This window comes from Lentzea sp. NPDC006480, assembly GCF_040611995.1.
Classification (GTDB): domain Bacteria; phylum Actinomycetota; class Actinomycetes; order Mycobacteriales; family Pseudonocardiaceae; genus Lentzea.
On record NZ_JBEXPJ010000006.1, the window covers coordinates 40,661 to 61,686 of the forward strand.

Annotated in this window: 29 protein-coding genes and 4 tRNA genes; 26 read left to right on the forward strand and 7 right to left on the reverse strand. The window is 67.4% G+C overall.

Features of this window, described 5'->3' with window-relative positions; translation table 11 throughout:
• The first annotated feature begins 90 nt into the window (after positions 1 to 90).
• The gene (locus ABZX92_RS04135) at positions 91 to 468 is read left to right on the forward strand and encodes a hypothetical protein (RefSeq protein WP_355553740.1); all 378 of its coding nucleotides are present in this window, start codon (positions 91 to 93) and stop codon (positions 466 to 468) included.
• 1 nt (position 469) lies between these two features.
• Positions 470 to 841, forward strand: a complete 372-nt coding sequence (locus ABZX92_RS04140; RefSeq protein ID WP_355553743.1) for a hypothetical protein — start codon at positions 470 to 472, stop codon at positions 839 to 841.
• Here the strand turns inward: ABZX92_RS04140 and ABZX92_RS04145 are convergent.
• Positions 838 to 1,077 (reverse strand): hypothetical protein, encoded by a 240-nt coding sequence (locus tag ABZX92_RS04145; RefSeq protein ID WP_355553746.1) that lies wholly within the window; start codon positions 1,075 to 1,077, stop codon positions 838 to 840. The genes ABZX92_RS04140 and ABZX92_RS04145 overlap by 4 nt on opposite strands.
• Before the next feature lie 457 nt (positions 1,078 to 1,534).
• Here ABZX92_RS04145 and ABZX92_RS04150 point away from each other — a divergent pair, with 457 nt between their 5' ends.
• Both ABZX92_RS04150 and ABZX92_RS04155 read left to right on the forward strand, forming a co-directional pair.
• Entirely contained in the window at positions 1,535 to 2,362 is an 828-nt protein-coding gene (locus tag ABZX92_RS04150) for a transglycosylase SLT domain-containing protein (RefSeq protein WP_355553749.1), read from the forward strand.
• 148 nt (positions 2,363 to 2,510) lie between these two features.
• Positions 2,511 to 2,660 carry a hypothetical protein gene (locus ABZX92_RS04155; RefSeq protein ID WP_156212688.1) on the forward strand — a complete coding sequence of 50 codons (150 nt, stop codon included), beginning with the start codon at positions 2,511 to 2,513 and terminating at the stop codon, positions 2,658 to 2,660.
• 24 nt (positions 2,661 to 2,684) lie between these two features.
• Here the strand turns inward: ABZX92_RS04155 and ABZX92_RS04160 are convergent, their stop codons facing one another.
• A complete protein-coding gene (locus ABZX92_RS04160; RefSeq protein WP_355553753.1) occupies positions 2,685 to 3,716 on the reverse strand; it encodes a LysR family transcriptional regulator in 1,032 nt (343 codons plus the stop codon).
• 226 nt (positions 3,717 to 3,942) lie between these two features.
• On the opposite strand from ABZX92_RS04160, the gene nuoB reads away from it, so the two are divergent.
• From nuoB to htpX, 4 genes are read left to right on the forward strand one after another with little or no spacing between them, the layout of a single operon-like run.
• Complete coding sequence (gene nuoB / locus ABZX92_RS04165) at positions 3,943 to 4,368, forward strand: NADH-quinone oxidoreductase subunit NuoB (RefSeq protein ID WP_355553756.1); 426 nt, start codon at positions 3,943 to 3,945, stop codon at positions 4,366 to 4,368.
• On the forward strand, positions 4,365 to 4,892 hold the full coding sequence (locus ABZX92_RS04170) for an NADH-quinone oxidoreductase subunit C (RefSeq protein ID WP_355553759.1): 528 nt from the start codon (positions 4,365 to 4,367) through the stop codon (positions 4,890 to 4,892). The genes nuoB and ABZX92_RS04170 overlap by 4 nt, the downstream gene beginning before the upstream one ends.
• Positions 4,889 to 5,341 (forward strand): 4Fe-4S binding protein, encoded by a 453-nt coding sequence (locus ABZX92_RS04175; protein WP_355553762.1) that lies wholly within the window; start codon positions 4,889 to 4,891, stop codon positions 5,339 to 5,341. The genes ABZX92_RS04170 and ABZX92_RS04175 overlap by 4 nt, the downstream gene beginning before the upstream one ends.
• 17 nt (positions 5,342 to 5,358) lie before the next feature.
• Positions 5,359 to 6,219, forward strand: coding sequence for a zinc metalloprotease HtpX (gene htpX / locus ABZX92_RS04180; RefSeq protein ID WP_355553765.1), 861 nt, complete (start codon positions 5,359 to 5,361; stop codon positions 6,217 to 6,219).
• On the opposite strand, the gene rfbA is transcribed toward htpX, so the two are convergent.
• Entirely contained in the window at positions 6,216 to 7,088 is an 873-nt protein-coding gene (gene rfbA / locus ABZX92_RS04185) for a glucose-1-phosphate thymidylyltransferase RfbA (RefSeq protein ID WP_355553768.1), read from the reverse strand. The two genes, htpX and rfbA, sit on opposite strands and share 4 nt — an antisense overlap.
• Entirely contained in the window at positions 7,085 to 7,576 is a 492-nt protein-coding gene (locus ABZX92_RS04190; protein WP_355553771.1) for a YajQ family cyclic di-GMP-binding protein, read from the reverse strand. The genes rfbA and ABZX92_RS04190 overlap by 4 nt, the downstream gene beginning before the upstream one ends.
• Before the next feature lie 134 nt (positions 7,577 to 7,710).
• Between ABZX92_RS04190 and ABZX92_RS04195 the strand changes: the two genes are divergently transcribed.
• From ABZX92_RS04195 to ABZX92_RS04205, 3 genes are all read left to right on the forward strand, one after another.
• Positions 7,711 to 7,791, forward strand: a tRNA-Tyr gene (locus ABZX92_RS04195).
• 78 nt (positions 7,792 to 7,869) lie between these two features.
• Positions 7,870 to 8,547 (forward strand): protein phosphatase 2C domain-containing protein, encoded by a 678-nt coding sequence (locus ABZX92_RS04200; protein WP_355553774.1) that lies wholly within the window; start codon positions 7,870 to 7,872, stop codon positions 8,545 to 8,547.
• Positions 8,544 to 9,344, forward strand: coding sequence for a hypothetical protein (locus ABZX92_RS04205; RefSeq protein ID WP_355553777.1), 801 nt, complete (start codon positions 8,544 to 8,546; stop codon positions 9,342 to 9,344). The genes ABZX92_RS04200 and ABZX92_RS04205 overlap by 4 nt, the downstream gene beginning before the upstream one ends.
• Here ABZX92_RS04205 and ABZX92_RS04210 read toward each other — a convergent pair.
• Positions 9,334 to 9,687, reverse strand: coding sequence for a helix-turn-helix domain-containing protein (locus ABZX92_RS04210; protein WP_355553780.1), 354 nt, complete (start codon positions 9,685 to 9,687; stop codon positions 9,334 to 9,336). The two genes, ABZX92_RS04205 and ABZX92_RS04210, sit on opposite strands and share 11 nt — an antisense overlap.
• Positions 9,688 to 9,770: 83 nt before the next feature.
• On the opposite strand from ABZX92_RS04210, the gene ABZX92_RS04215 reads away from it, so the two are divergent.
• The 3 genes from ABZX92_RS04215 to ABZX92_RS04225 all read left to right on the forward strand — a co-directional run bounded on the left by ABZX92_RS04215 (position 9,771) and on the right by ABZX92_RS04225 (position 11,830).
• Positions 9,771 to 10,589 carry an NAD(P)-binding domain-containing protein gene (locus ABZX92_RS04215; protein WP_355553783.1) on the forward strand — a complete coding sequence of 273 codons (819 nt, stop codon included), beginning with the start codon at positions 9,771 to 9,773 and terminating at the stop codon, positions 10,587 to 10,589.
• The gene (locus tag ABZX92_RS04220; RefSeq protein WP_355553786.1) at positions 10,586 to 11,320 is read left to right on the forward strand and encodes an SDR family oxidoreductase; all 735 of its coding nucleotides are present in this window, start codon (positions 10,586 to 10,588) and stop codon (positions 11,318 to 11,320) included. Before ABZX92_RS04215 ends, ABZX92_RS04220 begins: the two co-directional genes overlap by 4 nt.
• 84 nt (positions 11,321 to 11,404) lie before the next feature.
• Entirely contained in the window at positions 11,405 to 11,830 is a 426-nt protein-coding gene (locus tag ABZX92_RS04225) for a carboxymuconolactone decarboxylase family protein (protein WP_355553789.1), read from the forward strand.
• A gap of 120 nt (positions 11,831 to 11,950) precedes the next feature.
• On the opposite strand, the gene ABZX92_RS04230 is transcribed toward ABZX92_RS04225, so the two are convergent.
• Both ABZX92_RS04230 and ABZX92_RS04235 read right to left on the reverse strand, forming a co-directional pair.
• Complete coding sequence (locus ABZX92_RS04230; protein WP_355553792.1) at positions 11,951 to 12,160, reverse strand: hypothetical protein; 210 nt, start codon at positions 12,158 to 12,160, stop codon at positions 11,951 to 11,953.
• A gap of 164 nt (positions 12,161 to 12,324) precedes the next feature.
• Entirely contained in the window at positions 12,325 to 13,119 is a 795-nt protein-coding gene (locus ABZX92_RS04235; RefSeq protein ID WP_355553795.1) for a GNAT family N-acetyltransferase, read from the reverse strand.
• Between the two features lie 30 nt (positions 13,120 to 13,149).
• Between ABZX92_RS04235 and ABZX92_RS04240 the strand changes: the two genes are divergently transcribed.
• From ABZX92_RS04240 to rplA, 12 genes are all read left to right on the forward strand, one after another.
• Positions 13,150 to 13,902, forward strand: a complete 753-nt coding sequence (locus ABZX92_RS04240) for a PhzF family phenazine biosynthesis protein (protein WP_355553798.1) — start codon at positions 13,150 to 13,152, stop codon at positions 13,900 to 13,902.
• Positions 13,903 to 14,061: 159 nt separating this feature from the next.
• Positions 14,062 to 16,668 (forward strand): EAL domain-containing protein, encoded by a 2,607-nt coding sequence (locus ABZX92_RS04245; RefSeq protein ID WP_355553801.1) that lies wholly within the window; start codon positions 14,062 to 14,064, stop codon positions 16,666 to 16,668.
• Positions 16,669 to 16,743: 75 nt separating this feature from the next.
• Positions 16,744 to 16,819, forward strand: a tRNA-Thr gene (locus ABZX92_RS04250).
• Between the two features lie 43 nt (positions 16,820 to 16,862).
• A tRNA-Met gene (locus tag ABZX92_RS04255) sits at positions 16,863 to 16,935 on the forward strand.
• A 75-nt stretch (positions 16,936 to 17,010) separates the two neighbouring features.
• Entirely contained in the window at positions 17,011 to 17,175 is a 165-nt protein-coding gene (gene rpmG / locus ABZX92_RS04260; protein WP_015105301.1) for a 50S ribosomal protein L33, read from the forward strand.
• 91 nt (positions 17,176 to 17,266) lie between these two features.
• Positions 17,267 to 17,716, forward strand: a complete 450-nt coding sequence (locus ABZX92_RS04265; RefSeq protein ID WP_355553804.1) for a MaoC family dehydratase N-terminal domain-containing protein — start codon at positions 17,267 to 17,269, stop codon at positions 17,714 to 17,716.
• A complete protein-coding gene (locus tag ABZX92_RS04270) occupies positions 17,713 to 18,132 on the forward strand; it encodes a MaoC/PaaZ C-terminal domain-containing protein (protein WP_355553807.1) in 420 nt (139 codons plus the stop codon). The genes ABZX92_RS04265 and ABZX92_RS04270 overlap by 4 nt, the downstream gene beginning before the upstream one ends.
• Before the next feature lie 173 nt (positions 18,133 to 18,305).
• Positions 18,306 to 18,378: transfer RNA gene (locus tag ABZX92_RS04275), tRNA-Trp, on the forward strand.
• Positions 18,379 to 18,412: 34 nt separating this feature from the next.
• Positions 18,413 to 18,826, forward strand: a complete 414-nt coding sequence (gene secE / locus ABZX92_RS04280) for a preprotein translocase subunit SecE (protein WP_045309795.1) — start codon at positions 18,413 to 18,415, stop codon at positions 18,824 to 18,826.
• Between the two features lie 40 nt (positions 18,827 to 18,866).
• Complete coding sequence (nusG, locus tag ABZX92_RS04285) at positions 18,867 to 19,679, forward strand: transcription termination/antitermination protein NusG (RefSeq protein ID WP_355553810.1); 813 nt, start codon at positions 18,867 to 18,869, stop codon at positions 19,677 to 19,679.
• An 87-nt stretch (positions 19,680 to 19,766) separates the two neighbouring features.
• Positions 19,767 to 20,201: a 50S ribosomal protein L11 gene (gene rplK / locus ABZX92_RS04290; RefSeq protein ID WP_045309757.1), complete on the forward strand. Its 435-nt coding sequence runs from the start codon at positions 19,767 to 19,769 to the stop codon at positions 20,199 to 20,201.
• A 79-nt stretch (positions 20,202 to 20,280) separates the two neighbouring features.
• A complete protein-coding gene (gene rplA, locus ABZX92_RS04295) occupies positions 20,281 to 20,991 on the forward strand; it encodes a 50S ribosomal protein L1 (protein WP_030473499.1) in 711 nt (236 codons plus the stop codon).
• Positions 20,992 to 21,026: the final 35 nt, after the last annotated feature.

Here is a 21,026-nt window from a genome sequence, read left to right on the forward strand (position 1 = left end):
GCGGACCGTATCGACGCCGACGTGGCATGTCGTGCCGATTTCCGGCCGTTCCGCCAGCTGCGGCCGCGATGAACGAATAACCTCGGGTGAGTGCCCAACATCCTCGTGATCGGCTTCGACCCCCACACCATCCCCGGCTTCGACCCGGCCCCGGTGGCCGCAGGCATCGAGCAGGGCAGCAGGCTCTTCGCCGAGCTCGGCCTCACCGAGGACCTGTTCCTCGTCGACTTCACCGAACTGGGCGGCCCCGCCGAGGCCAAGCTGACCGAGAAGCTCGCAGGCAGGCAGTACGACGCCGTGCTGGTCGGCGGCGGCATCCGCAAGGGGCCTGGACTGCTCGAGCTCTTCCAGACGGTCGTCAACCTCGTCCACTGGCACCAGCCGGACGCGGCCATCGCGTTCAACGACAGCCCCGGCGACAGCCCGGACTGGGTGCTCAAGGCCCTCGAACAGCGCAGGAACCGCTGAAGTGCCCACCGTTCTCCTCATCGGGTTCGCCCCCGAGTCCATCCCCGGCTTCGCGCCCGGCGCGGTCGCGGCACAGCTCGACGAGGGCAGCAGGAGGTTCGCAGAGGCGGGGCTGACCGAGGACCAGTGCCTGATCGACTTCGGTGATCCCCACCCCGAGCGCAAGATCGTCGAGCACCTCGGACGCGGGCCGTACGACGCGGTGGTCGTCGGCGGAGGCATCCGCAAGCCCGCGGAGCTGCTCGGGCTCTTCCAGACCGTGGTGAACCTCGTGCACTGGCAGCAGCCGCGAGCCGCGATCGCCTTCAACAGCGGCCCGACGGACAGCGCGGACTGGGTCGTGAAGGCCCTCGAACAGCGCAGGAACCGCTAGAACACGGTCCGCCAGGCCCACCACCCGAGCAGGCCGACGCCGAACAACAAGGCCAGGGCGATCCACCACACCAGCACCTCGCCCAGCTCCGCGCCCCACCACCTCAGCGAGCGCCAGACGCGCGACGGCACCGAGAAGAGCCACGCCGTGACGCGCTTCTGCCACCAAGGCCGCTGGGCCTCCAGGCGTGCCTCGCGCACGGCTCGACGGGCTGCCTCACGATCGTGGTCCCCCATGAGATTCATGGTGCCGTGAACCGTGGAGCCCCGCTCTCCGTACCCCTCATCAGACTGCAGAAAACGCTGTCCAGCGATCAAGAACGCGCAGGTCAGCGCCGAACACAGAAAACCAGCTACGAAGCGTGACGGCATCACTCGATCGCGTGGTCGTGGACGTAACCCATAACGAGAGCCGGGCTCACACCGAACTAACAGACAGCTCCGCCAGTTCGTCAGGAGGCAACGATGAACTTAAAGAGGATGCAAGCGGCGAGCTGACTGTCTGTCAGCAGCGTGTAGCCCAACTCATCGGAAACGTGACGAGAGTCACCCAACGGGCGCTCAAGCTTGCCTGCGCTCGTGACGCGAGGTTACGTTCTCGCCCGCCGATAACGGTTTGGTCACCGGCAGGACACAGGAACCGCAGTAACAGGGTCCAAAGTCCGGCCCGGAATCCCCCGCCGAGTTAGCTCCGGTGGCCAAGCTCCCCGACGCAGGAGGCTCCCCCTTGGCCCGGCACAGCAAGGCCGCCGGCCGAACCGTGTACACGGTCGTGCCCAACGCAGAACTGAAGATCGGTGCGCATCGCGCCGAGGACGACAAGGTTCCGCTCGCCCACCGCGTGAGCGCCATCGTCGTCGCAGCGGGTGTCGCCGCCGGCACCGCCGCCATCGCCAACGCCGCCACCAGCGGATCCGCCAGTGAGCTGGCCGCGGGAGCCGAGTTCGGCGCCATTGCCGACCAGCAGGCCGCCAAGAACGTCCAGACCGTGCACGACGTGAACCCCGGCACCCAGGTCGGCCGCCTGTTGCAGTTCCAGCAGATGTACGCGCAGCAGACGTTCGAGCAGGCCACCAAGGTCGCCGCCGACGCGCACGCCCAGCGCGAGGCCGCCGCCAAGGCCGAGGCCGAGCGTCAGATCGAGATGCGCAAGCCCGCGAAGCAGCGCGAGGTCGAGGGCTGGATCAAGGAAGCCATCAAGATCCTGCAGGCCAACGGCACCAACATCGACAACAGCAGCGTCGACGAGATCTACACGATCATCATGCAGGAGTCGAACGGCAACCCCAACGCCGTCAACAACTGGGACTCCAACGCGATGCGCGGCACGCCGTCCAAGGGCCTGATGCAGACCATCGACCCGACCTTCCGCGCGTACAAGCTGCCCGGCTACGACAACATCCTCGCGCCGGTCGACAACATCATCGCCGGCGTGCGCTACACGTACGCGCGCTACGGCGGCTTCCACAACCACCCCGGTCTGGTCAGCATCGGCCTGGGTGGCGGGTACCGGGGGTACTAAAGACGCCAATCACGCCGTGTCGGGGTGCGTCAAACCCATCGGCGGGCGATGCTGTCAACCAGGTTCACCCACAAGTATGGCGGCCCTAGCGGGCGCACGCCCGGTAGTGCTCCCATCGAAGCGATTTCCCGAACGCAGGGAGTGGCCGATGAACGAGCAACAGGCACGCGACGACGAGCTGGCGAAGGTCCGCTCGGAGGCGACGAGTTGGCTGGCCAAGATGGCCAAAGCCCAGCAACGTCCCAAAGTCGAGCAGCGGAAGCCTGAGCACGACGCCATGACACCCGCGAAGAAGTAGGCAGAAGGAACCAGAGCGCCCCGGCTACGGCCGGGGCGCTTCTGCTTTGAAGGCCGTCCACAGCAGGTTCAGCGGGTGGTCCGCCGGATGCTTCGACAGCTCGTCCGTTCGGGCGAAGACGCCCACAAGTCGCTCCAGCGAGTCGTCTGAGAGCTCGACGACGCGGAGGCCCCCGCCCTCCCGGAGTTCGTTGTTCGACGCCACCACGCCCAAACCAGACGTCACGATCATGGCTCCCTGGACGAGGTTCGAGCGCAGCAGCGAAATTCCGTACTGGATCTCGTCGATCTCGGCCGCGATGTCGAGCCCCTGCCGGTAGTCCGGCCCGAACCACCCTCGCAGGAACTCCGCGATCAGACCCGCTCCTGGCACCACCAGCGGGATCGACCGCAGCTGCGGCACCCGCACCCGGTCGCCGACCACCGTCTCCGGCAGGTTCGTCAGCAACGCGAGCCCGCCGCGCCGCCACTCGATGACGTCGAACTCCGGCCTCTCCCACCCCGCGCCGGCCCGCGTCACGACGCTGCCGCACACGACGTCGACCTCCTGCGTCTCCAGCTTCGCCCAGATGTCCTTGGTCCGGATGTGCACGACCTTGAGGTCCACGTCGCGCTCGCGGAACTCCTCGGCGACGTGGTGCCACGCCTTCGCGAGCGTGTCGAGCATGTATCGGGTGGTGCCGACCGTGACCGTCGTGCCGAGCTTGCGGCGGCACTCGTGAATTCCGTCGAGCCACTCCGCGAGCGTCTCCCGCGCCAATTCGACGAGCGACTCACCGGTGGGCGTGAACAGCACGTCTTTTCCGCGTCCCTGCTTCACCACCAGCTGTTCGCCGCACAGTTCCTGGAAGTTCCGGTTCAACGTGTCCAGCTGCTTCTGCACGCTCGACTGCTCGCGCCCCAGCGCCCGTGCCGCCCGCAGCGCCGAACGGGTCTCGTGAACCGTCAACAGCGTCCTGAGCTGGTCCATCGTGGTATCCAGTAGGGCGCCGGGCGTGTTCAGCAGCCGGTGCAGGGAGGTGCTGGTCGGGAGCACCAACTGGGACGAGCCGGACATCGGAACCCTCTCTGATGTTCTACCGATCAGTTGAACTGAACTTGACCGCATTTCGCAGGGAAATGATCTGCAGATCCTGTTCGTAAATCTCTGGACTCTTATCGCGCGGTGTACAAAGCTATCTCCGGCGACCACGCGTGGGAGCCGATTCCGGGGGGGAATCATTGGGGGGTGGGGGTCCGCCAGGCGCAAGCTGGTGGGCCCCCAAGTATTACCCTCGCTGGTTGTGACCGTTTCCGCTCGCCCCGACGGCGTTGTCCTGAACTGGGGCACCACCTACCGGGTCACCGTCCTCGAACTCGGGCTCGCCTGCTGCGGAGTCGAAGTGATGGCAGCTCTCGACCGCCTTCCCGGCCTCGGCGTCACGCCGGTCGCCGGCGCGGGCGAGGCGCACGTTCTCGTCGTCTCCGGCACCGTCACGGACGTCATGTTGCCCGCTGTGATCCGCAGTTTCGAGGCCATGCCCGAACCGCGTTACGTGATCTCCGTGGGTGCCTGCAGCAACACCGGCGGCCCGTACTGGGACTCCTACAGCGTCACCAAGGGAATCGACCAGGCGCTGCCGGTCCACGTCGCCGTCCCCGGCTGCCCACCACGTCCGGAAGCGCTGCTCGAAGGCCTCAAGGCACTCCACGGGCTGGTGAACGCGTGACCACCCCGAAGACCGCCTTCGGCCAGACGATCCACCACGTCGAGCTCGCCGACTGGCTCGAGACGGCCGCGGCCCATCACTCCAGCGGCTACGTCATGTTCGACTGGCTCGGTGTCGAGGACGCGGGCAGGCCAGGAGCCGCAAATCTCCGGCACGCGGTGTTCCTGCACGTCATCAACCCGCAGACGCGCGAAGGCGTGATGCTGCGGACGGAGATCGGCGACACCGACGCGCTGCCGAGCGTCGCCCACCTGTGGAAGGGCGCGCGGTGGCACGAGCGCGAGGCCGCCGAGATGTTCGGCATCACGGTCGGCAGCGAGCCTGAGCACCTGCTCCTGCCCGACAGCTTCCAGGGCCACCCGCTGCGCAAGGACTTCGTGCTGGCCTCCCGGGTCGTCCGCCCGTGGCCGGGCCGGCTCGAACCGGGCGAGGACAACACCAGCGCCCCGAGCCGCCGCCGCACCGCACCGCCGGGCGTGCCGGACCCGTCCTGGGGCCCACGCCGCGAAGAGGAGACCCCGTGACCGAGCTTCCTCCGCGCACAAGAGGCGTCATCGCGCTGTTGGACGCCAACTGCACCGTCTGCATGATCTGCGCGCGCGAGTGCCCCGACTGGTGCATCCACATCACTTCGCACACCGAGGTCGAGCAGCAGCCCGGCTCAGCGAGGCCACGCAGCCGCAACGTGCTCGACCGGTTCGCGATCGACTACGGCCAGTGTCTCTACTGCGGCATCTGCGTCGAGGTCTGCCCGTTCGACGCCCTGCACTGGGCCCCGGAGTTCGGCTATCCGGGTACGGGCTCGATCGAGGGCGACGGTGCCGTGGCCGAGCTGGTCCACGAACGCGACGTGCTGGCCACGTGGGTCGAGAAGGTGCCACCGCCACCTGCGCTCGACCCGGCCGCCGAAGCCGCACCGGAAACGGCCACCGGAACCGGCAGGCGCCCCGGTTCGTTGAGAGGTAGGACGTAAACCCGGAGGCGAAAACCGTGCACAAGCACTTCAACGGGTTGAAGACGGCCGTGCTGCTCGGCGGGATGAGCGCGCTGATCGTGGTGATCAGCGGGCTGTTCGGCCGGACGGCACTGGTCATCGGCCTGGTGTTGGCCTTGGGCGTGAACGCCTACGCGTACTTCAACTCCGACACGCTCGCGCTGCGTGCGATGCGGGCCCATCAGGTGTCGCAGGTGGAGCAGCCCGTGCTCTTCGCGATCGTGCGCGAACTGTCGCAGAAGGCCCGCCAGCCCATGCCGAGGCTCTACCTGAGCCCGACCATCGCACCGAACGCGTTCGCGACGGGCCGCAACCCGCGCAACGCCGCGGTGTGCTGCACCACGGGCATCCTGGAGCTGCTCGACGAACGCGAGCTGCGCGCCGTGCTCGGCCACGAGCTCGCCCACGTCTACAACCGCGACATCCTGATCAGCTGCGTGGCCGGCGCGCTCGCGGGCGTGATCACGATGCTCGCGAACCTGGCCGTGATCGCCGGCATCTTCGGTTTCGGCGATGACGACGACGGCCCAGGTCCGCTGGGGTTGCTGCTGATCGCGCTGCTCGGTCCGATCGCGGCCACCGTCGTGCGGCTGGCCGTGAGCCGGTCGCGCGAGTTCCAGGCCGACGAGTCCGGCTCGGAGCTCACCGGCGACCCGCTGGCGCTGGCCTCGGCGTTGCGCAAGATCGAGCTGGGGACGCGGGCGGCACCGCTCGCACCGGAGCCGGAGGTGGTGTCGCAGAGCCACCTGATGATCGCGAACCCGTTCCGCTCGGGGGAGCAGTTCGCGAAGTGGTTCTCGACCCACCCGCCGATCGCCGACCGCATCCGCAGGCTCGAGGAAATGGCGCGTCGCTAACGTCCCGCGCGCGCCACTGCCATCAAGTACTCGCCGTACCCGGACTTGCCGAGCTTCTCGCCGAGCGCGTAGCACTCCTGCGCCGAGATGAAGCCCATCCGCAGCGCGATCTCCTCAGGACACGCGATGCGCACGCCGGTCCGGTGCTCCAGCACCTGCACGAACTGCCCCGCTTCGAGCAACGAGTCGTGCGTGCCGGTGTCGAGCCACGCGAACCCGCGGCTCAGGTCCACCAGCTGCGCCCGCCCCTCGCGCAGGTAGTGCAGGTTGACGTCGGTGATCTCCAGCTCGCCACGCGGTGACGGCTTGAGCTTCGACGCGATGTCGACCACACCGTTGTCGTAGAAGTAGAGCCCGGTGATCGCCCGGTTCGACTTGGGCTGCTTGGGCTTCTCCTCGATCGACAACAGCTTCCCGGTCGAGTCGACCTCGCCCACGCCGTACCGCTCCGGGTCCTTCACCTGGTACCCGAACAGCACGCATCCGTCCAAAGAGGATGCGTGGTGCTGCAGCGTCGACGAGAAACCCTGGCCGTAGAAGATGTTGTCGCCCAGCACCAGCGCCACGTCGTCGTTCCCGACGAAATCCGCGCCGATGATGAACGCCTCCGCCAGCCCGTTCGGCGCGGCCTGCTCGGCGTAGGAGAAGTCCATGCCCCACTGGGACCCGTCACCCAGCAGCCGGCGGAACAGCGGTAAGTCCGTCGGCGTGGAGATGATCAGCACCTCGCGAATGCCGGCCAGCATCAGGACCGACAGCGGGTAGTAGATCATCGGCTTGTCGAAGACCGGCAGCAGCTGCTTGGAGACGGCCTGCGTGATCGGGTGCAGGCGCGTCCCGCTGCCACCGGCGAGGACGATGCCCTTCACCGGTAGTTGGTGAACTGCAGCGCGATGCCGAAGTCGGAGCTCTTCAGCAGGGCGATGACGTCCTGCAGGTGGTCCTTCTTCTTGCCGGACACCCGCAGCTGGTCGCCCTGGATCTGCGCCTGGACGCCCTTGGGCGCCTCGTCGCGGATCTTCTTGGCGATCTCCTTGGCCTTCTCGGACGTGATGCCCTGCACCAGGTTTCCGGTGACCTTGAACACCTTCCCGGAGATCGCGGGCTCGCCGATCTCGAACGCCTTCATCGAGATGTTGCGCTTGACCAGCTTCTCCTGGAAGACGTCGATCGCCGCCTTGCAGCGCTCCTCGGTCTCCGAGGTGAAGGCGATCGCCTCCTCGCCGGCCCAGGCCACGGTGGTGTTGGTGCCCCGGAAGTCGAAGCGCGTGCTCAGCTCCTTGGCCGCCTGGTTGAGCGCGTTGTCGACCTCCTGCCGGTCCACCTTGCTCACCACGTCGAACGACGGGTCTGCCACGACTTCACTCCTCAACGATCTCGGGTGCAACGAACTCGGGCTCACAGCCAGCGTCGATGCTACTGGGGGACCCCGATTTGGGGCCGCCCGAAGGGGTTATGTATCGTTCTGCCCGCACCGTTACGGCGGTGTGGGGCGGGTTGCCCGAGCGGCCAATGGGAGCGGACTGTAAATCCGTCGCGAAAGCTACAGAGGTTCGAATCCTCTACCCGCCACGCAAGTCGATGGGCCTCTGACCGAGCTGGTCAGGGGCCCATCGTCGTACATCCGGTGTGGTGACAGAGGGGGACGCTGTGCGCACGCAGATGGCAACCGAGGCGGGACGGACCACCGCGCCGAGCGAGGACCGCGCGCTCGTGGGGCCGAACCTGCTCGCCGTGCTCGACGGGGTGACGGCGAAGGAGGAGACCGGCTGCGCGCACAGCGTCGGCTGGTTCGCCGACCAGCTGGCCGCCGAGTTGCTGCGGGTCGCGCACCTCGGGCTTGCTCCGGCGCTGGCAGAGGCCATCAGGCAGACCCGTGAGCTGCACTCGGGCAGCTGCGATCTCGATCACCCGGACAGCCCCAGCGCTGCGGTCGGGCTCGTTCAGATCTCCGGCGACGTGCTGCGGTACCTGGTGCTGGGCGACGCCACCGTGGTGATCGACACCAAGCAGCAGTTGCACGTCGTGAGCGACACGAAGACCAACCGCACGGCCGGTGCGAACCCCGCCGACGTCGAGCACGCGCTCACGGGCGAAATTCCGCTGCAGGACGTCAAGCGGGTCGCGATCCTCTCCGACGGTGCCGCGCGGGCGGTCGACTTGTTCAATCTCTTCGATTGGCGCAAGGCGCTCGAACTGATGGCCGCGAACGGGCCGGACGATCTGATCCGCAAAATGCGCGCGGTCGAAAAGGAAGACGCCAAGGCCGTCGATTGGCCGCGCAAGAAGGTTTCCGACGACGCGACTGTCGTCTATCTCGAACGATGAGTCTCACCGCGCTCGACGACGTCCTGCGGGGCGCCGCGCGCGTCCGCGTCGAAGAGATCGAGTGGTACGGCGAGGTCGTCGTCGACCTGTCCCGGCCCGAGGACCGCGATCGCCTGCGCGCGGCCATGAAGATCGGCTCGTTGCCGGGTTACGTGTGCGCCTGCCGCGGCCAGGTCAGGTTCGAGTTCTCCGACGTGCGGGGCGCGCCTCTCACCGAGGTCGTGGCGCACCACGGGGTTTCGCTCGCCTGGCAGTGGGACAGCGGCCACGGCGAGCTCGCGGACGGCGCGGAGTTGTTGCGCTGGCTGGCGGAGCACGGTCTGCCCGGGCCGGGGCTGAGCTGGCAGGAACGGCCGGAGCGGCTGGCGTGGATCGCCGCGATGCCGCCCGCGCTGGAGGAGATGGCCGGCGATCTGGTCGGCCACTTCGAGATGGCAGCGGACTCCAAGCACGTGATCGAGGCGCGCAAGCGCTTGCAGGGCCTGGATCCCGTCACCCGCGTGCTGCAGCTGCTGGCATGGTCCGCTGCCGGAACCGGCAAGCCGCCGTACGAGGACGTTCCTGGGCTGATCCTGCGCGAGACGCCGATCGCGGAGATCATCGCCGCGCTCCAGGACCCCAACGCCGACGAACGTCACGACGCGGCCGCGGCCCGTCTGCTGCTCGTGGGCAACAGCAGGATCAAGCAGCGGCTCGACGTGGCACGGCTGCCCGGCCCGCTCCGGATCCGCATCAGGGAAGCAGCACGGGGTCACGAGCTGCCGCAGTGGGCGGAACGCCTGCTGCTCAATGCCTAGGCGCCGGTTCCACGCCACGGCGGCGCGCGATCGCCTGCATGTTGTCCTCGCCCCAGTCGCCCAACGGCAGCAACGCGGTGTTCAGCTTCTGCCCCTGCTCGGTCAACGAGTACTCGACGCGGGGCGGCACCTCGTGGAACACCTCGCGGTGCACGATCTCGTCCGCCTCCATCTCGCGCAGCACCTGGATCAGCATCTTCTCGCTGATTCCGGGCAGTTTTCGGCGCAGCTCGCCGGTGCGCAGCGGGCCGTAGTGCAGCTGCCAGAGCAGCAACGCCTTCCACCGCCCGCCGATCACGTCGACCGCCGCGTCGAGTCCGCAGGAGTACTTCCTAGGCAGCATGCTGGATCCTTACCAAAAGGTGGGTACCTGACAAAATAGTAGGTACTTGTCGCCTCGACAGTGGCCGAACGAGCATTGCTCGCATGGGGACCAAGAAATCCGTGAGCGTGCTCGGCCTCGGCCGGATGGGCAGCGCGCTCGCCACCGCCCTCGTCGACGAGGGCTACGACGTGACCGTGTGGAACCGGACGCCGAAGACGTTGCCCGGCACCAGAAGCGTTGCCACACCTGAGGAAGCTTTCGAAACAGACGTCGTCGTCACCTGCCTGTCCACGTACGACGTCCAGCAACCGTTGCTGAGCAAGAACATCAAGACGCTCGTCAACCTCACGTCCGGCACTCCGGACCAGGCTCGCGCCGCTGCGGAGTGGGCGTGGCAGAACGGCATCGAGTACGTCGACGGCGTGATCATGGCTGTGCCCCAGCAGATCGGCACGAAGCAGGCCCGGATCCTGTACAGCGGCCAACCCGAGCACCACGTGCTCGAAGCGTTCGGCGAGCCCGTCCACGTCGGTGAGGACGCCGGGCTGGCCGCGCTGTACGACCTCGCGCTGCTCGGGATCATGTGGTCGACGTTCGCCGGCTACCTGCAGGCACAGGCACTCGTCCAGACCGCCGGCATCACGCCGCGGCAGTTCACGCCGATGGCCACCGACTGGCTCGCCACCGTCGGCACCTTCCTGCCCGAGATGGGCGAGCAGACCGCGCACCAGAACTACGAGACCGATGTGTCCGCATTGGACATCAACGTGGAGGGCCTGCGCCTGCTCACGCGTGCCAACGAGGAACAAGACCTCGACGTCACGGTCCCGCAGGCCCTGCACGACCTGTTCCGACGCGCCCAGCGCAACGGCCACGGCGCGCACAGCATCGCGAGCGTCATCGAGGAGATCCGGAAATGAAGTACCTGGGGAAGAGGGCCGTCGTCACCGGCGGCACGCACGGCATGGGCCGCGCGGTGGTGGACAAGCTGGTCGACGGTGGCGCCGAGGTGCTCCTCACGGGCCGCACGGTCGAGAAGGCCGAGGGCGTCAAGGCCCACGCCATCGCCTCCGACGCGGCGAACCTGCACGACATCGCGACCCTCAAAGCCGAAGTCGCACAACGACTCCGCGACATCGACCTGCTGTTCATCAACGTCGGCTTCTCCACCCTCACGCCGTTCGACACCACCTCTGAGGCCGACTACGACCGCACGTTCGACGTGAACACCAAGGGCGCTTTCTTCACCGCCCAGCACCTGGCCCCGCTGATCAAGCCGGGCGGCTCGATCGTCTTCACCACCAGCGTCGCGGTGAACCTGGGCTCACCGGGCCTGAGCGTCTACGCGGGCGCGAAGGCCGCCGTCAGGGCGTTCTCCAGGGGGCTCGCCGCGGAACTGGCCCCCGAAAACATCCGGGTCAACGTCGTCAGCCCAGGCTTCGTCGACACGCCGTCGATGGGCGTGACCGGTGTGCCGCAAGAGGTTCTGCGGCAGTTCAAGGAGCAAGGCGACCGCGCGACGCCGCTCAAGCGCCACGGCACGATGAACGAGGTGGCAGACGCGGTGCTCTTCCTGGCGTTCGACGCCACCTTCACGACCGGCTCCGAACTGGCCGTCGACGGCGGCCTCGGCCAGGGGCTGAGCGCCTAGGAAAAAATCTTCGGCAGACCTGTCACACCTGCGTCTCCTGCCGGGTCGAGAGGGCAGAAGACGATGAAGACAGGGAGAACGAAGATGAGGATCGCCAACCCGATCATGTCCGTGCCCGGTGCGATGAAGGCGCTGCTGGACCTGTCCGCCGCCGCCGGGAAGACGGGGCTGGACAAGGACTACGTCGAGTTGATCTGCCTGCGCGTCAGCATCATGAACGGCTGCGGCGCGTGCATCGACTACCACACCAAGCTCCTGCGCGAGGCGAAGGTGGCGGACGAGAAGGTCTACGCCGTCGCCGGCTGGAGGGACGTGCCGTACTACAGCGACGCCGAGAGGGCCGGGTTCGCGCTCGCCGAGCAGGTCACGCAGGTGCACGTGAGCGACGAGGTGTGGGACGAGGCCGCCAGGCACTACAACGAGGAGCAGCTCGCCGGTCTCATGATCGCCATCGGTGCGATCAACCTCTGGAACCGGATGAACGTGGGCACGCAGCAGAAGGTGGCTTGAGTCCACAGGAGAAGGTTGAAGCCGGCGCGCAAGAGCTTCCTCTCTCTTGCGTGCCGGCCTCAGCGCGCAGCATACCCCATGTCGAACAGATGTTCGATCATTGGGCGACCAACACGCCGATCAACTCACGGCGAGTGCTGCCCGGCCGTCGTCGGTCAGTTCCGCGCAGACGCGGCGGCCGAAGCTCGTCGGCTGCGTGGGGCGCAGCAGTCCCGCGTGCACGAGGTCGTGCGTCGCCATCTGGTCGCAGCAGGGCAGTCCGTCGACGTACAGCTCGGGCTCTGTGCCGCCGGTGACCTCGGCACGGCCCGCCTCGACGGCCCGCAACATCGACCTTGCTCTTCCGCTGAGTTCCATCTCGACCCCCCAGGTGTGGTGTCCGAATCCGCTACCCCTTTGTCGATATAGAGGCCGAATTCGTTCCACAAGTACGGTGTCGTTTGGGTTCTTCGCTTGTGTGAACGGGTAGATCATGCGCCACTAGGCCGTTCGGGTCACGAAGACACGCCGGGGGACGTGCGCAAAGCCGGTCGCCGGACCCAGGTCGTCCACTGCGGCCGGTACCCGTGCGAGTACCAGAACGGCGTCGAGCGCGGGTTCGGCAACGCGTGGTGGAGCAGGGCCGACGCCACGCCGGCACCGTCCAAAAGCGAGTGGACGTGCGCCACGAGCGCACTCCCGGCTCCGCTTCCACGTGCGTCCGGCCGGATGCCGAGGTGGCCGAGGTACGCGAACGGTCGCGCCTCGGTGAAGCGCTCCATCCATTGGGCGTGCGACGGCATGTCGGCGTACGCCATGCCGACGGGCGTGTCGCCGCGGACGGCGAGCCACATCGACTCGTGGTCGCGGTCGAGCACCTCGGTGTACGTGGTTCGCAGGTGTTCCGCGCTGTTCGGTCGTTCGCTGATCATGCCGAACGCCGTGTCGTACCTGATGGTGTGCATGTTCAACTCGACCGCGACGTCCAGGTCCGCGTGCGTGGCCGGCCGGATGGTCACATCGGACGGGCGCTGCGCGACGGCGTGCCCCGCGCGCCGCTCGGCGACCACGATCAGGGGCGCGAACCCGTGCCGCACCAAGGGGAGCGCGTCCGCGGTCTCGTGGCTCGGCAGCGTCACGATCGCCGCGGTGTCCGGGTCGTCGACGCCGGTCAGCCTGGTCTCCCACTCGTCGAGCAACGCCGGCAGGTCCCAGCCCGGCTGCCAGTTCAGCCCGTGCGTGCGGATCGCGCCCCACGTCGGCAGCAGGGAGTCCGGATCCGATTCGCGGTACGTGAAGATCTCGCTCACGCCCCCATCTGAGCATGGGAAGGTCGGGGTGTGGAGATCTACGTGGTGGATTCGTTCACTGACCGGCCCTTCGCGGGCAACCCGGCCGGCGTCGTGCTCCTGACCGAGCCTCGCGACGACGCCTGGATGCAGGCCGTCGCGGCCGAGATGAAGCACGCCGAGACGGCGTTCGTGACCCCCGACAACCACCTGCGCTGGTTCACGCCGACGGTCGAAGTCGACCTGTGCGGGCACGCCACCCTCGCCACCGCTCATGTGCTGGGCGGAGAGCAGACGTTCACCACGCGTAGTGGGCCCCTCACATGCGTGAATGACGATGGATGGGTCCGGATGGACTTCCCGGCGGACCCTCCAGAGTTGACTGACCCGCCAATCGGACTAGTAGAAGCGCTGCCACATGCGACGATCAAGTCCGTCTCGCGTGGGCGCTTCGACTACCTGATCGAGTTGGAAAGCGCCGCGGAAGTCCGTTCCTTGCGACCTGATGTCCAAGGACTGACACAGATATCGTCACGCGGAGTAATCGTGACGGCGATCGGCGACGGCGACGCGGACATCGTGAGTCGCTGTTTTTATCCGGCCGCCGGCATCCCGGAGGACCCCGTCACCGGTTCGGCCCACTGCACGCTGGCGTCCTATTGGGTGCCTCGGCTCCAGCGCGCTGACCTGCTGGCGGAGCAGGCGTCGCCGCGTGGGGGGTTCGTCAGGGCGACCCTCGACCAAGATCGCGTACTGCTCTCCGGGCAGGCCGTGACGGTGCTCCGCGGACACCTGAGCGTGTAACCACGTCTGGGTGAATCGAAGTCACACGGGGTGCTCGACCTGCCATTTCGTCCCCCGAGCGGGGTACATTGGTGCCCCTGGAGGGGTCCTGATCGCCAAGTGCGGGACCCCTCAGTCACGCCTAGAGGTCCCCCCACCCCAGGCCGACGAGGAGGCTGGATGTCCGACCGAGCGTCGGCCCCCGTGTCGGACTCGGCCGCCTGGTCGGCCAAGTCGACCAACCGCGCGTTCAGCGCGTTCGCCGTCACCCTCCTGGTGGCAGGCGTCGTCTGCGCGGGCATGGTCGCGGCATGGCTCCCGGAGAAGGAGAACACCTCCCTCTTCTGGATCGGCCCCCTTCTCGTCGTCGGCTTCCTGCTGGCGGAACAGCTCGCGATCAACGTCGACGTCCGCAGCGGCGTCGCGTGGACGATCTCCTTCACCGAGATCCCGCTGGTCCTGGGCTTGCTCGTAGCGCCGTTCGAGGTCGTGCTCGCCGCGCACGTGGTCGCGGGCGTGGGCACGTTGCTCGGCAGGCGGATCCTCGACCGCGCGGTGTACAACGCGGGCCTCATGTTCATGGAGATCTCGGTCGCGTTCGCCGCCGCCGAGGCCGTGAACAGGATGATCGGCGCGGGCGGACCGTTCTGGGCGGGTGCCTTCGTCGGCACCATCACCGTGCCGCTGCTCGCGAGCGTGCTGGGCCTCTGCGCGTTGCGGCTCATGGGCAAGTCGATGCGCGTGGGCAACAGCGTCCGTCTCGTGCTGCAGACGCTCGTCGTGGCCCTGCTGAACACCTCGGCCGGCCTCGTCGGCTACCAGATCGTCTCCACCACCGAGTGGGGCGGCGTCCTGATCATCCTGGTGCTCGCGGGCATCGTCGCCACCTATCTCGCCTACTCGGGACTGCTGCGCGAACAGCGCGACCTCGAGGCGCTGAGCGAAGTCAGCCTCCGTGTCGCGAGGTCGGGACAGCACGGCACCGGCCCGCGCCAGCCCGACGACGACCTGACGACGGGTGTCGAAGAGGACGAGTGGCAGCTCATCGCGGAACGCATCCGCGAGCAGCTCAACGCGAACCGGGTCGTGCTGCGCCTGCGCACCGACCCGCAGGAAGCCATGATCACCCTCGTCGCCGGCGAACCGCTGCCCGACGAGATGGCCGCGACCGACCCGCGGGCCGTGCGCGAGGACCCGATCCTGCAGTTGCCCGGCACGCACGTCCGCTACTACCGCGTCGCCGACGCCACCGAGGACGTCACCGAGGCCCTGCTGCGCCGTGACGCGCAAGAAGCGCTCGTCGTCCCGTTGCGCGGTGCGACGCAGCTGCTCGGCGCGGTCGAGGCGCACGACCGGCTCTCGCGCTGGCGCGGGTTCGGCAAGGCGGACATCCAGCTGCTCAGGACGCTGGCCTCGCACCTCGCGACGGCCGTCGACAACCGGCGCCTGCTGGCCCGGTTGCGCCACGACGCCTACCACGACCCGCTGACCGGCCTGCTGAACCGGCCGGGCCTGCGCGAGGCGTGCGCCGAACCGTTGCGCGACTCCCAGAAGGGCGTGGTGCTGCGCATCGACCTCGACATCCTGTCGACGGTGTCCGACGCGCTGGGCCAGGCCTGGGGAAACCGCATGGTCGTCGCGGCCGGGCGCCGGCTGCGTGATGCCCTCGGCGCCGACGTTCCGCTGGCCCGCTTGGAAGGTGGCGCGTTCGCGGCGTTCCTGGACGACTCGCGTGCCGGTGACGCGCACGAGATCGCGGAACGGCTGCGGGCCGGGCTTTCCGTGCCCTACCCCGTGGATCGGCTCACGGTCGAGGCCTCCGCGGTCGTCGGTTACGCGTCCAAAGCGGACTCCGAGACCGAGGACCCGGACCCCGACGCGTTGCTGCAGCGGGCGGACGTCGCCGTGCGCGCGACGTCGGAGGGCACGCCGGTCAAGGCCTACGCGCCCTCGATGGGCCACCTGTTCCTGCGTCGCTTCCAGCTCGTGACGCAGTTCCGCCAGGCCGTCGAGACCGGGCAGATCTCGGTGCACTACCAGCCGAAGGTCGCCCTGCCGTCACGTCAGGTCGTGGGCGCGGAAGCGTTGGTGCGCTGGACACATCCGGAGTTCGGCCGCGTCGACCCGGACGAGTTCGTGCCCGCCGTCGAGGCCACCGGTCTGGTCGACGTGCTGACGGACTTCGTGATGGACCGCGCGCTCGAACGCGTGCGCCGCTGGCTCGACCGCGGGCTGCGGATGTCCATCGCGGTCAACCTGTCCGTGCGGACGCTGGGCGACGAGGACTTCCCGAACCGCGTGTCCGCCGCTCTGCAGCGCCACGACGTGCCGTCCGGGCTGCTGACCTTCGAGCTCACCGAGTCGGGCGTCATGGCCGATCCCGAGCGCGCTCTGCCGGTGCTGCGGCGCCTGCACGCGATCGGTGTCGTGCTGGCGGTCGACGACTTCGGCACCGGCTACTCGTCGCTCGCGTACCTGCGGCAGCTGCCGGTGGACGAGGTGAAGATCGACAAGTCGTTCGTGCTCGGGATGGGCACGGATCTCGGCGACATGGCCGTGGTCCGGTCGATCGTGGAGCTCGGCCATTCGCTCGGTCTTGTGGTTGTCGCGGAAGGCGTTGAGGACGACGCCGCTCGCGATCAACTCGTCGGCATGGGCTGCGACGTGGCGCAGGGCTACCTGATCTCGCGTCCGCTGTCCGAGGACCGCTTCGAGGCGTGGCTGCGCGCCCGAACGGTGCAGGTCAGGGGTGCTCGCGATGAGACGGTGCTCACCCTGGTGCACTAGAGGCACCCCCGGATTTCGTTCTTGGTTGCCGCGTGTTGTAGAGTTCTCCACAGCTCAGCAAGAACGAAAGAGCAAGCCCCTTTAGCTCAGTCGGCAGAGCGTCTCCATGGTAAGGAGAAGGTCTACGGTTCGATTCCGTAAAGGGGCTCCACTACTTGCCGCAGTGCCTGAGCGCTGCGGCTGTAGTTGTGTAAAGCGGTGTAGCTCAGTTGGTAGAGCAAGCGGCTCATAATCGCTGTGTCGCCGGTTCAAGTCCGGCCACCGCTACTCGCAAGATCCCCGCCAGGCGGTAAGCCCGCACTGGGTGTTCGGGGCCCGTGTGCTCTCAGGAAGGCAAGGACCGTGGCTGCAACCGACGTACGCCCGAAGATCACCCTCGCGTGCGAGGAGTGCAAGCACCGGAACTACATCACCAGGAAGAACCGGCGCAACGACCCGGACCGCCTGGAGATCAAGAAGTTCTGCCCGAACTGCAAGACGCACCGCGCGCACAAGGAAACCCGCTGAGCGCGTAGCGAATCTTCGACGAGGCCCGTCCCGCAACTGGGGCGGGCTTCGTCGTTTCCGCGTGGTTTCCGGGGCCGTATAGGCTGCTCAGGTGCCTCTCGACCCCGCTTTCACCGGACGTAGTTATCCGCCGTCGACGCCGTACGACGTGAGCCGCGAGAAGATCCGCGAGTTCGCCGACGCCATCGGTGCGACCAGCCCGGCCTACCGCGACGCCGAAGCCGCGAAGGCGTTGGGGCACAGGGATGTCATCGCGCCACCGACGTTCGCGATCGTGGTGTCGATGAAGACCAACGAGACGGTGATGTTCGACCCGGAGCTGAAGCTCGACTACAGCCGCGTCGTGCACGGCGACCAGAACTTCATCCACCACCGCCCCATCACCGCGGGCGACCAGCTCGTGTGCGTGGCGCACATCGACGCCATCACGTCCCGCATGGGCAACGACATGGTCACCGTGCGGACGGAGATCAGCACGGTCGACGGCGAGCCCGTCACGACCGCCAAGTCGATGCTCGTCGTGAGGGGAGAAGACGCGTGACTTCGAAGATCGTCACCGCGGTCGGCACCGAGCTGCCGGCGCTGTCCGTCCGCCTCAAGCGCGACGACCTGGTCCGCTACGCGGGCGCCTCGCTGGACTTCAACCCCATCCACTGGAACGAGAAGACCGCGAAGGACGTCGGCCTCCCGGACGTCATCGCGCACGGCATGCTGACGATGGCCGTGGCGTCGCGGATCGTCGCGGAGTGGATCGGCGACCCCGGCGCGATCGTCGAGTACGGCTGCCGGTTCGGCCGGCCGGTCGTGGTGCCCAACGACGACGAGGGTGCGCTGGTCGAGGTGTCCGCGAAGGTCACCAAGGATTTCGAAGACGGAACTGTGAAGGTCAACATCAACGCGGCTTTCGAGGGCAAGTCGGTCCTGACCGGCGCTTTTGCTCGCGTACGTGTTCTTTGACACACGGGGTCGGGCGCAGTTGCCCGACCCTGATTCGTGTTCTCGGCACTCGTATGGGTAGGCTGTGCGACAGGCCGCTCGGCAAATGCTTGGGCGGTCTGGTTGGAGTGGTCCGGGGAGGCTCCCGTACACTTTCAATCTTGTGCGCCAGGGGGTCTCGTTCGGGATCTCAAAGGGGTGTAGCTCAACTGGCAGAGCAGCGGTCTCCAAAACCGCAGGTTGCAGGTTCAAGTCCTGTCGCCCCTGCTGTCGAAGCGTCATCGGTCGAGTGGAGGACGGCATGAGCGAGGGCCGCGAGCAGGACCAGCCGGAGGAGCGCGAAGGCGCTGTCCGGCCGTCCACTGCTGCGGCGCGACGTGAACGTCGTGCCTCCTCTCGCCCGGCCGCCCGCAAGGACGGCAGCAGCGCTGAGTCGAAGAAGAGCGTCGCCAAGTCCGAGGAGTCGGACGAGGACGCGAAGAAGGGTCGCCCGACCAAGACCCGTGAAGGACAGGAGAAGCGTCCCTCGCTGATCGGGCGGTTCTTCCGCTACATCCGCGAGGTCATCGGCGAACTCCGCAAGGTGATCTGGCCGACGCGCAAGCAGCTCGTCACGTACACGGGCGTTGTCCTCGTGTTCGTGGTGTTCATGGTTGCGCTGGTGTGGGCTCTCGACCTCGGCTTCGGCGCGGCTGTTTTCGAGTTGTTCGGCTGAGCCGGACAGCTGCCGCTGCAATCAGGAAGCGAGATCCACAGTGACCTCCGATAACGGCGTAGACGCCCAGGAGAAGACCGACCTGCTCGACGACGAGGTGTCCGAGGACACCGCGCTCGACGAGACGGTCGAGTCGGACGCTGTGGACTCCGACGACGAGGACACCGACGTCGCGGACGAGGCCGAAGAGACCGCTGAGGACGTTGACGTCCTCGCGATCGACGAGACCCCGATCGACGAAGAGATCGCCGACCCCGCCGAAGAGCTGCGTCAGGCCCTGCGCCACGCGCCCGGCGACTGGTACGTCGTGCACTCGTACGCCGGTTACGAGAACAAGGTGAAGGCCAACCTTGAGACTCGTATCCACACGCTCGACATGGAGGACTACATCTTCCAGGTCGAGGTGCCGACCGAAGAGGTCACCGAGATCAAGAACGGCCAGCGCAAGCTGGTGCAGCGCAAGGTGCTGCCCGGCTACATCCTGGTCCGCATGGAGCTCACCGACGCGTCCTGGAGCGCCGTCCGCAACACGCCGGGCGTGACCGGGTTCGTCGGAGCCACCTCCAAGCCCTCGCCCCTCACGATCGACGAGGTGCTGAAGTTCCTGCTCCCCCAGGGCGAGCAGAAGCCGGCCGAGGGCAAGAAGGCCGCCTCCACCACCGCGCCGAAGCCGACCATCGAGGTCGACTTCGAGGTGGGCGAGTCGGTCACCGTCATGGACGGACCGTTCGCCACGCTGCCCGCGACGATCAGCGAGGTCAACGCGGACGGCCAGAAGCTGAAGGTCCTGGTGTCGATCTTCGGCCGGGAGACGCCGGTCGAGCTGTCGTTCAGCCAGGTCTCCAAGATCTGACCGGTCTCCTCTCACGAGGGGATCGTTCGGCCACGCTGCGGCTGGCAGGGCCGCGCGCGGACACCGCAATAACAGGAAGTACGGACAATGCCACCCAAGAAGAAGAAGCTGTCAGCGATCATCAAGCTGCAGATCAAGGCTGGTGCCGCCAACCCGGCGCCGCCCGTTGGTCCCGCGCTGGGTCAGCACGGCGTCAACATCATGGAGTTCTGCAAGGCCTACAACGCCGCGACCGAGTCGCAGCGCGGTCAGGTCGTGCCGGTTGAGATCTCCGTGTACGAAGACCGTTCGTTCGACTTCAAGCTGAAGACCCCGCCGGCCGCGCGACTCATCCTCGCCGCCGCTGGTGTTGAGAAGGGCTCCGGCGAGCCGCACCGTCTCAAGGTCGCCAAGGTGACCATGGAGCAGGTCCGCCAGATCGCCCAGACCAAGATGGTCGACCTGAACGCGAACGACATCGACCAGGCCGCGAAGATCATCGCCGGCACCGCCCGTTCCATGGGCATCACGGTCGAAGGCTGATCACACCCTCTTTAGCAAGCGTGGGAGAGCCGAGCGCGGCTCATTCACCACGAACTGATCCACGGTAAGGACAGAAGTTATGAAGCGCAGCAAGGCCTACAAGGCCGCCGCCGAGCTGGTGGACCGGGAGCGGCTGTACTCGCCGCTGGAGGCCGCCAAGCTCGCCAAGGAAACGTCCAAGGTGAAGCTGGACTCCACCGTCGAGGTTGCGATCCGCCTCGGCGTCGACCCTCGCAAGGCCGACCAGATGGTCCGCGGCACCGTGAACCTGCCGCACGGTACGGGCAAGACCGCCCGCGTGATCGTCTTCGCAACCGGTGACAAGGCCGCTGAGGCCGAGGCCGCCGGTGCGGACGCCGTTGGCTCCGAGGACCTGATCGAGCGCATCCAGGGTGGCTGGCTCGACTTCGACGCCGCGATCGCGACCCCCGACCAGATGGCGAAGGTCGGCCGCATCGCCCGCATCCTGGGCCCGCGTGGCCTGATGCCGAACCCCAAGACCGGCACCGTGACCCCCGAGGTCGCGAAGGCGGTGAACGACATCAAGGGCGGTAAGATCAACTTCCGCGTTGACAAGCAGGCCAACCTGCACTTCGTCATCGGCAAGGTGTCGTTCGACCCCGAGAAGCTGGTCGAGAACTACGCGGCTGCTCTGGACGAGGTGCTCCGCGCCAAGCCGTCCGCCGCCAAGGGCCGGTACGTCAAGAAGGTCACCGTCTCCACGACGATGGGCCCTGGCATCCCGGTTGACCCGAACCGCACCCGCAACATGCTGGTGGACGAGGCCTGAGCCTCGCGGTTCTAGCTCGTTCGTGAAAGGCCCCC